The organism is Collimonas sp. (assembly GCF_035566555.1).
Taxonomy (GTDB): Bacteria; Pseudomonadota; Gammaproteobacteria; order Burkholderiales; family Burkholderiaceae_D; genus Collimonas.
On sequence record NZ_DATMRB010000135.1, the window covers coordinates 1 to 10,462 of the forward strand.

Consider the following 10,462-nt stretch of genomic DNA (forward strand, 5'->3'; position numbering starts at 1 on the left):
CATCGACATCAGCACCAGGATGATCAGGGTGCCGCGGGCAACGAAGTCGCCGCCTTTCCACAGGGCGTCCAGGCCGTATGGATTGTTGACGGTTTCGTGGTCAGCAGGTGCTGGCGGTGGGGTTGGGGTGTCGACCAGCGATGCTGCAGGAGCAGCGGCCGGCGCAGATGCGGCGGCGGCCGGGGTCGATGCAGCCGGCGCCGAAGCGGCGGTTTGCGCAACGGCGAACGGTGCTGCAAGCGTCGCAGCCGAAATCATCAGGGCGGCGGCCAGGGCGGATAAGCGATTACGTGTGATAGTCATGCTGTTGCTCCAAATTTGAGAAAGTAGATTGCCGCAATCGCGACGTGGTGTTTGGCTCGCGCCTGGTTTGCGTTCGATCTTGAGCCTACTCAAGCTTCCAGACATACTGCATCTTGGTTGAAGACTGCACCGCTTTGCCGTCGGCCATGGCCGGTGTGAAATGGCACAGGCTCCAGGCTTTCACCGTGGCGCGGTCGAGCTCCTTGAAGCCGCTGCTCTTTTCCACCGAGGAATCGAGCACATTGCCATCGGCGCCGATGGTCAGCTTGACTGTGACCATGCCCTCTTCTTCATTGCGCAAGGAAGTCCGCGGGTATTCCGGCTTCTCGCAATTTCCTGCAATCTTGGCACTGGTATGCGCCGGGCCGGCCTCGCCGTTGGTGGCGGGCTGCGCCACGGACGTCGGCAAATCGTTGCTCGGCGGCTTGACGTTGGTGACCGCGGCAATCACATTGTCTGTGGGCGGCGGCGTGACCTTGACCTCGGGTGGAGGAACGAACGGCGGCGGCGCGACCGATTTTGGCGGCGGCGGTACAACCTGTTTCGGTGGCGGGGGCGGCGGCGGCGGCTTGATCTCGTCGATGATCTTGGTTTCGACCGGTTGCTGTATCACTTCCACAACCTTGCGCGCCAATCCTGTAAGAAGTCCATAAATCAGAAGAACATGCAAAACAACGACCACGCTGATGCCGACTACATTCTTGGAGGGATTTTTCCCATCCTGCGCGAAATCCATACAACGACTCCTGTTTGTTTGCCTGACTGCGGGCAATCTCGGTATAGACAGCGACACCGGTGCGGCATGTCGTTTGTCGGCTTCCTGAACTTGTACTGGTCTGCTGGTGATTACCGTGAAACGTATCTGACCTGGGCGGGAAAAAAGCCGGAGAGCGTTTTCATCAAAGCCAAGCTGCAACAATATCCGGTCAGCAGCGCTCTCCCGGCAAAATCAACGTCAACTCTTACTTCAACCACAGACAACTTCGGTTACGGCCTGCAGGCAGCAAACAGCGGCGGCATGCAGGCCTTCCGTTACTAGAACTTCAGGTGGGCATTCAAGTAGAACTGGCGGCCGTTCTTGTAGAACGCACGTGGCTGGTCTTCATTCAGTGCGTAGTACTTGAGGGTCGGGTTGTTCAGGTTCTGTGCATCCAGCGTGAAGGCCAGCTGTTCGCTGTACTTGTAGCCGAGCGACATCGCCAGTGTGCCGACGCCCGCCTGGTAGAACGCTGTGCTGCGATCCAGGCCGCTGTAGAAGCTGCTGCGGTAGTTATACGAGATGCGGGCATTGAAGCGCTCATCTTCGAAATAAGCCGACAGGTTGGCGGTACGCTTGGAAGCGCCGACCAGAGGACCGTTGGCAGCATCATAGGCGTTGATGAAAGTGGCGTTGGTGGCAAAACCGAAGTTTTTACCCAGCGGCATTTCATAAGCCAGCTCGATACCGTTCACCGTACCGCTGGTGTTGGTCGGCACCGTCAGCACATAATCCGCCATGTAGTTGGCAGGATGGTCAGGCGTGCTGGTGACATAGCTTCTGGTGACGCTGCCCAGGCCGACATAGCTGGTCAGGTTCATGTTGAAGATACTCGCCGACACCAGCGAACGCGGAGCAAAATACCATTCCAGCGAGGCATCGAAGTTGTTCGACGTGATTGGCTTCAGATCCGGATTGCCGCCGCTGCCTGAACCGACCGAGCCAAACTGCGCCGGCGGTGACAGCGATACCTGGCCAGCCAGCGCCGAATAATCTGGACGGGTCATGGTCTTCGATGCTGCGAAACGGGCAACCACATCCTTGCTCAGGTCAAACTTCAAGTTCATGCTTGGCAGCACGTCGACATAGGTATTGTTGTCCTGCTGGCGGACAAACGGACCGAATGCCGAAGTCGTGATCGCTCCCGGTGCGGTGGCAGGCGCAGCCACGTTGGAAGTGACGTTCTCCTGGGTCTGCACGACGCGCAGGCCGACATTGCCGCTCCAGTGATTGCCTTCCAGGTTGGCCTGCAGGTAACCGGCAGCATTCTTTTCCTTCACTGCGAATTCGGAATTCCAGTCTTCACGTGTGACAGGATCACGATTGGTGAACGCATTGAACGCTGCCAGCTGGCCCGGCGTGTAGTACCAGACGTTGGTCGGAAAACCGCTGCCCAGACCGCTGCCGAAATTCGACGGGAAGTTCTGGAAACCCTGTGGGAAATTGGCTGGATTGCTGGCGCCGGCGCTCGGCCCTTGTCCAATCACGCCTTCGGAACTGCGCTTGTGGTCGTTGTAGCGCAGGCCGAACTGCACTGTCGACAAGGCGCCCCAGGCGGCAGAATATTCGCCATCGACCTGCGCCCAGTTTTCCTTGTCCTTGACGTCGATGTTCTGGTCGCCGAAGATCCAGCCGAACGCTGTAGTGCCGGTGTTAGGGCTGCCGTTGTTGGTGGCACCCAGGTTCCAGTTGGCTGCAGTGCCTGTTCCATTCAACTGATAACCGGCGCCGGCGCCAACGCCGACATTCCATTCCGCCACGTTCTGGGTCGGCGTTTTGCCTTCGCCGGAAGAGGTACCCAGCTTGGTAGTGAAAGTCAGCGAATCAGATGCACGCCACTTGGTGCCAAGCTCGACGAAGTTCGAGCTGGCGCTTTCATCCGGACGTGAAATCTGGTCGTAGACGCCGTAGTTAGTGCCGGCGACAGGAGCAAAGGTCGCCGATGTCAGCGTATTGTTCTTGACCGTGTAGCCAGGATTCGGCGCCTGGCCGGCGCCGGCGTTGATAACCTGGGCGCCCCAGAATTCATAGCTGCGGTTGTAGTTGGCAGCCTTCATTTCTGAAGTGAAGCCGTTGATGTCGAAAGAGAAATCGTTGCTGACCTTGAACTGGGCATCGATCAAACCGCCGGTCCGTTTGCGTTCCTGCTCAAACAGGGCCGAGTTGATCAGGTTAGGCGCATATACGCCGGCCAGGTCAGGATTGGAAGTAGCGATCTTGCTGCCTGGAGCGATCTGGGTGTAGCCGAGGATTTCCTGTCCCTGGCGTTGCAGATGGCGCTCTTCCGAGAATGCCTGCACCAGGATGCCGAAGGTGTTGGCTTCGTTTTTCCAGTTGACCAGCGCGCTGATTTGCGGATCTGTCTTGCCTGGCAAATCGGCGTACACGGCGCCGAGAGTTGCTTCAGCAGTGAACTGTTTTTTGAAGTCCAGCGGCTTGCGGGTGATGATATCGACCGAACCGGCAACGCCGCCTTCCACCAGGCTGGCTTCGGAACTCTTGTGGACAACCACCGAACCCACCAGTTCAGACGGCAGCATGGTGTAGCTGACGCTGCGGCCGACCTGGCCCGACTGGTCCAGCACGAACCAGTCGCCCGAGGCGACGTTGTGGCCGTTGATCAGGGTCTGCGTCAGGCTCGGGCTGGTGCCGCGCATGCTGACACGGTCAGCTTCGTCGAAACCGCCTTCGGTGGCGCCGGCATTGCCGATGGTAACGCCAGGCACGCGCGACAAGGAGTCGGCCACGTTCTTGTCCGGCATCTTGCCGATGTCTTCCGCCGTGATGACTTCCACGTGCGAATCGGCATTGCGTTTTTGCGTCAAGGATTTTTGCAGCGAACCGCGAATGCCGCTGATGGTGACCTGCTCGATCTGGCCGCCTTTGTCGGTGCCCTTGCTGTCAGCCTTTGCAGCTGCATCATCGGCTTGTTGCGCATATGCCGGCATGGCTGCCGCCATGACCAGCAGCGCAACGGCAGATGCTATTGGTGTCAAATTCTTATTCACTTACTGTTCTCCCCATCGATTGCGGCCCAGCCTATCTGACGCAGGCCATTTTTCATTTACTTCTCCACGCTGCGGTCTGACGTCGCTTCAAGCCGGCAAAGGGAGAACCTTTTTTCGATACAGTCGCCAATACAACAAGTCCCACCCAACAAGACGCCGCATGTCACCGCGGGTGCTCCCACTTCTCCGCCGAGTCCTTCTCCAAAGACCTTGCGGGGAAGATGCTGTGCGTACTCTGCCCCGCACATCACCCCAACCTGCCTTGCGTCCAAGCTTCAAAATTTCATTTAGAAACGTTGCGCTGGGGACACTCTATGGACCGTAAAAGTGGCTGTCAATAGGCATTCAACTGGTATTACATAAATAAATTATTGGTATCAAAAAACACAATTCATATATCTATATATACCGTTGTTTACATTCACTATTTCACAAACTACATGACTGTTGTTTAGTGGACTGGACTGGTCGCTTTTTTTGAAAATCACAGCAGGAAAATTTGAAATTTTCTGAAAAATGAAAATTTCAGGAAGTTTTGTTGAACTTCTTTGCTTTTGACGCATCGCCGCATAACCAAGCCGGAATTTATGCCTGTATTTCGCTTGTTTTATCTATATAAACAAGCACTTGAAGCGATTTTGAAAGCTCGCGCATTTTGATGTCAAACAGTTATTTAAGCGCGCAGGAAATAGCTATTGCTGGATTCTCTCTATGTTTTTGATGTAAAACATCCAAGTCGTCACATGAATCAAGCGGCATTATCCAGGCAGCTAAACAACGCTGCGTCGCAGCATTATTCAAACCCTTAAATAAATGATCAAGACCAGTTTGTATTGGTAGTTTTTTTGTAATACCACTTTGGTGCGCAAAGCACAAAAATGGTGAACCGGCTTTACCGTCGGCGCTGCGGCCGGAATGGCAAATTGTGCGATGGCAGGGCCTGTACGCCCCGGCGTCGAGGCGTCCGCGCAAGCCGTACCGGAGCGCCAAACCATCCTCCGTCCGGCAATGCCGCCGGGATCAGTTTGGTGCATCGCAAGATGAATCGGATCGCCGCCGGCCGGCAACGGCGTTGCTGGCAGACCGGTACGGAGCAGCAAATCCGCAGATTGAGGGGACGATTTTTGCCTTATCTGCAGACAAAAAAAGCCCCGGACAGATGAAATCCGGGGCTGGCTGAACCGCAAAATTCTCTTGCCTGGCGTCCTTAGAAATCGATCAGGAAACCCGCGCCCACCGACTTCTGCGAATAGTTGTAATCGATCAGGCTTTCGCCGTAACCCGAAAACATCTGCACGTAGCCTTTCAGATTGGTTGTGACCGGAAACGCCATGCTAGCCTGCACTGCCCCGTGTCCGGTCTGGAAATTGCGGCGCGCCAGCAGCGAATACTGGTAGCCGTCCTGGCGGTAGGTGGCGCGCACATCGCCATGACCCATGTAGTCGACGATATCGATATTGTCGTTATTCGCCGTGGCATTATCGAGCCGCTTCCAGATCCTGGCCGACAGCGCCAGGTTGCCGTATTCGGCGCCCAGTTCTGTATAGAAGCGGTTCCAGCTGCGCGACAAGGTCGAGGACTGGCCGTTGGACTGATGCACCAGTCCGAAATTGAGATAGCGCAAATTGAAGTCGCCGAAACTGAACTTCAAGGGCAGCGTCGCAATCAGCTCGGGCTGGTAATTGGTTTCGCGGAACGGACTGGAGTTGGCGCGGTTATACGCCTGCCAGAAACTCTGCTGGGTGTAGGCCAGCCACAGGTCGACCGGGCTGCCGGCGATGTTTTCCGCCATCTTCATCTTGAAACTGAGCTGATAAGTCAGCTCGACCTTTTGCGGATTGAGTCCGTTCGGCGTGTCCTGGTTGTACGGCGCCAGGTTGGTCGAGCTGCTGTAATTGGCCAGCAGCACATAATTATCCAGGTAGGACTTGAGCGCGAACACGCCGCGCTTGGCGTTGGGATCCAGCTCCCAGCTCTGCGCGGTATGCGAGATCGTCTCTGCGCCCCGCTCTGTGCTCTTGCCGGCAGCGTCTGCCGGCGCCGGTGCGCTTGGCGCCGCGGCAGAAGCAGTGGCGGAAGCAGCGGCAGCTGCAGGGACGGCGGCATCTGCCGTAGCCTTGGCAAGGCCGTCGAAGCAGCTCAGGCGCGCGGCGGCGTCAGCCAATACCGAGCAGCGCGCCAGCTGCTGCTCTAGCTCGGCCGCATGCAGCAGCGCCGGCGACATGCAGCTGAAAGAAAGAAGGATTATTTTTACGTTTCTTTTCATAGGAGGTTCCCGAAGGGGCAGCTATTAGGCGAACCCGCGTTGAGCGGCGCAAGAAGTCAAAAGGCTTCCATTATGGCCAACTTCTCGCGCCCTCTCGAAAAACATGTGTATCCGTTTGCAAAGCGGGTTTTTCGATAAAACGACACGCAATCTTGATTTAGTTGCCTAAAGCACCTATATTAGAGCCTCAGGCAACTTAATCGGATCATATGACTATCGAACAACTGAACGATCGCGCCACCATGGTCCGGCGCTTCAACCGCTTCTATACCGACAAGATCGGCGTGCTGCACGAGCACTTGCTGGACAGCGCGTTTTCGCTGACTGAGTTGCGCATCCTGTACGAACTGGCGCATCGATCGGATTTGACCGCGGCCGACCTGGCGCGCGAGCTCAGCCTCAATCCCGGCTACCTGAGCCGGGTAATCTCCGGATTCGAGAAAAAGGGCCTGCTCGAGCGTGTGCGTTCGGAAGCCGACGGCCGCGTTGCGCAGCTGCGCCTGACCGGACTCGGGCGCGCAACTTTTGCACCGCTGGATGAAACCTCGCAGCGCGAAGTCGCCGCCATGCTGAGCCGTTTGTCAGTACCCGAACAACACCAGCTGGTCGAGGCCATGCAACAGATAGAAGGCTTGCTGGGCCAACGCCCCTCCTCCTATCTGCTGCGCGATCCGCGGCCGGGCGACATGGGCTGGGTGGTGCATCGGCACGGCGTGCTGTATGCCCAGGACTATGGCTGGAATGCGGACTTCGAAGCGCTGGTCGCCGATATCGTCGCCAACTACATGCGCGATTTCGACAGTAGCGCGGAACGCTGCTGGATCGCGGAAAAGGACGGCAAGGTGGCGGGCTCGGTATTCGTGGTGCGCCACGATGAAACCACCGCCAAGCTGCGCATGCTATATGTTGAGCCCAGCGCGCGCGGCATGGGGATAGGCCGGCGGCTGGTCGAGGAATGCCTGCACTTTGCGAAATTTGCAGGTTACAAGAAGATGCTTCTGTGGACCAACAGCATCCTGGTCGGCGCCCGCGACATCTACGCCAAGGCCGGCTTTGAAAAAATTGCCGAAGAATCCCATCACAGCTTCGGCAAGGATCTGATCGGCGAGACCTGGGCGCGCGATCTGTAAGCGTGGTGGACAGGCAGCACGGGCAAGATTACATGCCCGCGCGATCTAGCCGATCAGCCGGATCAAGGCCGCGCCACCGCATCGATGCCAAGCACGCTGGCATCCTTGGCGCCATGTCCCTCTGCAATCAGCTGGTCCATCCGGGCCGCAACCGCGGGCAAGGCGGCCATCGGCCGCTTGCCGGTCGTCTCCAGCATCAGCCGCACATCCTTGCGCGCCATCGCCAGTTCAAAACTCGGGTTGAAATTACCCTTGGCCATGTTCACTCCGCGACCTGCCACCATGCCATTCAAATCGAGCATGCAGAGCAACTTGATGGCGTCTTCGCCGCTGACATCGCTTGCCTGCGCCAGAGTAAGGACATCGGCCATCACCGCCGAGAGGCCGATGATCACGGCATTGCCAAAGAGTTTGTTGGCGGTGGCCAGGTCGGCGCGCTCGCCCATGTATTCGAGACGCCCGGTCATCTTGGCGAGCTCCGCCTGCACCGATTCGAACAGCGCCTTCGGACCCGCCACCATCATCGAACCCTGGGCATTGCGTGCGGCCGGCGGTCCCATGAAAACGGGGCAATGCAGATACTTGACACCGGCCGCATGCAAGCGCGCGGCACGTTCGGCGGTGAGCGCCGGCAATGTGGTGGTGTGATCGATCAGGATGGTGTCGGCAGAAAGTTCGCCGCGTATCGCTGCGATCACTTCCTCGACCACAGCGTCGTCCTTCAGCACGATATGCACTCTGGAGGCAGTCCGCACTGCTTCGGCAGGCGTCGCCGCAGCCTTGACGCCGAACTGGGAAAGGGCTTGAACCTTGTCAATGGAGCGGTTCCATGCGGTGACCGTATCGCCGCGTTTTGCAGCCGCTTCCGCAAATGCGCTTCCAAGTAAACCGGTGCCGAGAAAAGCGATGTTTGCCATGATCGTATTCCTTTTAAATTGAGCCTGAACAGCAGAGTGTCGAAATATAACACCGGATCAATTTAACGGTTTGCGATCGACTGTTTTGCGATGGCTTGATCGCTGAGGATTGCGCGCGTCCTTGTCAACCGACTGCTATTCGCCCAGCTCGACCGTCATCAGCGTAGCCGCATACTCAAGCGTTTTCCTGTAGTCGGGCATGCTGGGATGCGTGCTGTTTGCCAGCGCCGTCAAACTATTCAGGAACACCCGCTGGTTGAACGCCGGATCTCCGGCTTTGACGTTGGCCAGGTAATCGCGCACGTCGCGAATAGTAAGAAGCACGGAGAAGCGGATGTCCTCACCGTAAAGCGCCAGCGTCGCGCAGCCCAGGATTTTATCGATACTCTTGTTGAGATATGTATCGTTGATGAGCGTTTCCATTCCAAGTCCCCTAAAAAGCACTGCTCGCTAAAATCATCGTGGAGATCGCACTGTGTTGTCCAATGTTAAATCCTCAATTTCACAATCCTTTTCAAATTTGTTAAATCGAGGGAAATATTTAATGACTGGCGGCATTCTTTTATATCACTGCCATGCAGTGACTTTTTCTTTGCCCACCGGTTCCTGGAAGATATGGAGCAGGCAGCCATCGTGCCGCGCTGCGTTGTCATTTTTTAATGCGATGGCCTGATGTTTTTGGCCTCCAGCGGAATTTTTTTAATGCTGATTATTTCACCGTCACGCTTGGCAATTTCCCGATGGCACCTGGCGACGAGCGCATTGAAATCAACTGTGCAACTTGGCACGAAACAGAATATCCCTGAGAACGTGTTCATCATCAAAAGTGATTTTCAATGCATTGCCTAGCAAGGTCAAACTCGCCATGGTTCCGGAAACGGAAAAAAAGTCGGCGTCGGAACTGAACGTGAATTCATTGGCCAATTTCGGCAACTGCTCGGCAATGATGACGTGTGCGACAGAATTCCAGTCAAGGCCGTTGCCGCTCCAGCCCTCATCTCCCCGCTCCTCGAATACATGTGCTTTTTCTTGAAAACTGGCATCCAGCAAGACCAGCGCCCTGCAACTGCCGTCGATCAGAAAAAATGGCGCAAACGTTGTCATATCTACCAAGTCGCTTCTGTCCCGCTGAATGCCGACTATCGCCGGGCGTTCGGCGGTCCTTGTCATGCTGTCGAGCTTCATTGCAATCCCTTCTCTATATGAATGTGGCCAGGAGAAAACCGGCTCTGCGCGACATTTATGGGTATTTTTATAAGTGCGTGCCAGAGCGAATTAATTGGCATGAAATCTGACAGCGCATGTCATCAATAAAATCCGATTCCGGAAAAATATTTCGACCCTGGCCGGAAGAAAATGACGCATGAACAACGCCGAGAAATCGGAGGGACTGACATCGCGCGGAAATAGTTTCTCTTTGATACCGGCCGCCATATCAGTCGACGATAGGCGGCTCCTCAAGCAAAGAAACATGAATTGGATGAACACCTATCAATAACGACAGGTTGCCATACGGAAATAATGATCTAGATTTACTTTTACCGTTGGCAAGACGTTGGCTTGCAAGAGTATTTTCATGCTATTTATCTTTCGAGGAAAAAATGAAAAATTCCTATTTCGGCATCCATATTCTTTTCCTGCTCATGGCGCTGGTTTGCCCGCCCACCTTCGCTCAGAATGCTGATTTGTCCTCTGCCGTGGTGTCCAATTGCACATTCGAGGCCACTGTGACAACGACCATACTAGGAATCACAAGCATCACACCGATTCCCTGCGTCGCTAAAGCGCAAGTAAGCGCTCCTGGAATCCAGCAGCAGAGCAATCTCAACCTTAGCGTTTCATTGCCTATCGTAGGCAACCTGGCCGATTTGATCGTCACGAATATTAGCGCTGAAGAAAGCTACTCGCCCAGCACCACCAACGGGCAAGCAACTGTTACCGAGGCAGTCACTCTTCTCGGCGGCGCTATTGGCATCAATGGACTTAAAGCATTGCTACAATGCAGTACCGTCACAGGGAATCAAACCGTCAACTGCACATCAAGCTTGAGCGCAGCCAGTGTCAGCATAAGCGGGACGCCG

The 10,462-nt window shown here is 55.8% G+C and carries 10 protein-coding genes and 1 pseudogene; 3 read left to right on the top strand and 8 right to left on the bottom strand.

Translation table 11 applies throughout. From position 1 onward, the window contains the following. Both VNZ65_RS17045 and VNZ65_RS17050 read right to left on the bottom strand, forming a co-directional pair. A pseudogene (locus VNZ65_RS17045) lies at window positions 1-303 on the bottom strand (MotA/TolQ/ExbB proton channel family protein); the annotation flags it as partial. 85 nt (window positions 304-388) lie between these two features. Further along, window positions 389-937, bottom strand: a complete 549-nt coding sequence (locus VNZ65_RS17050) for an energy transducer TonB (RefSeq protein ID WP_325671075.1) — start codon at window positions 935-937, stop codon at window positions 389-391. 30 nt (window positions 938-967) lie between these two features. Here VNZ65_RS17050 and VNZ65_RS17055 point away from each other — a divergent pair, with 30 nt between their 5' ends. Beyond that, window positions 968-1,342, top strand: coding sequence for a hypothetical protein (locus tag VNZ65_RS17055; protein WP_325671077.1), 375 nt, complete (start codon window positions 968-970; stop codon window positions 1,340-1,342). Here the strand turns inward: VNZ65_RS17055 and VNZ65_RS17060 are convergent. The 3 genes from VNZ65_RS17060 to VNZ65_RS17070 all read right to left on the bottom strand — a co-directional run bounded on the left by VNZ65_RS17060 (window position 1,339) and on the right by VNZ65_RS17070 (window position 6,334). After that, on the bottom strand, window positions 1,339-4,068 hold the full coding sequence (locus VNZ65_RS17060; RefSeq protein WP_325671079.1) for a TonB-dependent receptor: 2,730 nt from the start codon (window positions 4,066-4,068) through the stop codon (window positions 1,339-1,341). The genes VNZ65_RS17055 and VNZ65_RS17060 overlap by 4 nt on opposite strands. A gap of 797 nt (window positions 4,069-4,865) precedes the next feature. Next, entirely contained in the window at window positions 4,866-5,255 is a 390-nt protein-coding gene (locus VNZ65_RS17065) for a hypothetical protein (protein ID WP_325671081.1), read from the bottom strand. A gap of 20 nt (window positions 5,256-5,275) precedes the next feature. Next, window positions 5,276-6,334, bottom strand: a complete 1,059-nt coding sequence (locus tag VNZ65_RS17070; RefSeq protein ID WP_325671083.1) for a phospholipase A — start codon at window positions 6,332-6,334, stop codon at window positions 5,276-5,278. Window positions 6,335-6,543: 209 nt separating this feature from the next. Between VNZ65_RS17070 and VNZ65_RS17075 the strand changes: the two genes are divergently transcribed. Further along, window positions 6,544-7,464 (top strand): bifunctional helix-turn-helix transcriptional regulator/GNAT family N-acetyltransferase, encoded by a 921-nt coding sequence (locus VNZ65_RS17075; protein ID WP_325671084.1) that lies wholly within the window; start codon window positions 6,544-6,546, stop codon window positions 7,462-7,464. A 62-nt stretch (window positions 7,465-7,526) separates the two neighbouring features. Here VNZ65_RS17075 and VNZ65_RS17080 read toward each other — a convergent pair whose 3' ends face one another. The 3 genes from VNZ65_RS17080 to VNZ65_RS17090 form a co-directional block, all read right to left on the bottom strand. Beyond that, entirely contained in the window at window positions 7,527-8,381 is an 855-nt protein-coding gene (locus VNZ65_RS17080) for an NAD(P)-dependent oxidoreductase (protein ID WP_325671086.1), read from the bottom strand. A gap of 135 nt (window positions 8,382-8,516) precedes the next feature. Continuing rightward, window positions 8,517-8,804 carry a hypothetical protein gene (locus VNZ65_RS17085; RefSeq protein ID WP_325671088.1) on the bottom strand — a complete coding sequence of 96 codons (288 nt, stop codon included), beginning with the start codon at window positions 8,802-8,804 and terminating at the stop codon, window positions 8,517-8,519. A 345-nt stretch (window positions 8,805-9,149) separates the two neighbouring features. Then, entirely contained in the window at window positions 9,150-9,566 is a 417-nt protein-coding gene (locus VNZ65_RS17090; RefSeq protein ID WP_325671091.1) for an Imm51 family immunity protein, read from the bottom strand. Between the two features lie 416 nt (window positions 9,567-9,982). On the opposite strand from VNZ65_RS17090, the gene VNZ65_RS17095 reads away from it, so the two are divergent. Further along, window positions 9,983-10,462, top strand: a 480-nt coding sequence (locus VNZ65_RS17095; RefSeq protein WP_325671093.1) for a hypothetical protein, incomplete at its 3' end; no start/stop codon positions are given.

Bases quoted from the DNA above. Each gene is read 5' to 3' on its own strand.
- VNZ65_RS17055 (WP_325671077.1), top strand. From the start codon at position 968: ATGCAAAACAACGACCACGCTGATGCCGACTACATTCTTGGAGGGATT.
- VNZ65_RS17085 (WP_325671088.1), bottom strand. From the start codon at position 8,804: ATGGAAACGCTCATCAACGATACATATCTCAACAAGAGTATCGATAAA.
- VNZ65_RS17080 (WP_325671086.1), bottom strand. From the start codon at position 8,381: ATGGCAAACATCGCTTTTCTCGGCACCGGTTTACTTGGAAGCGCATTT.
- VNZ65_RS17070 (WP_325671083.1), bottom strand. From the start codon at position 6,334: ATGAAAAGAAACGTAAAAATAATCCTTCTTTCTTTCAGCTGCATGTCG.
- VNZ65_RS17075 (WP_325671084.1), top strand. From the start codon at position 6,544: ATGACTATCGAACAACTGAACGATCGCGCCACCATGGTCCGGCGCTTC.
- VNZ65_RS17090 (WP_325671091.1), bottom strand. From the start codon at position 9,566: ATGAAGCTCGACAGCATGACAAGGACCGCCGAACGCCCGGCGATAGTC.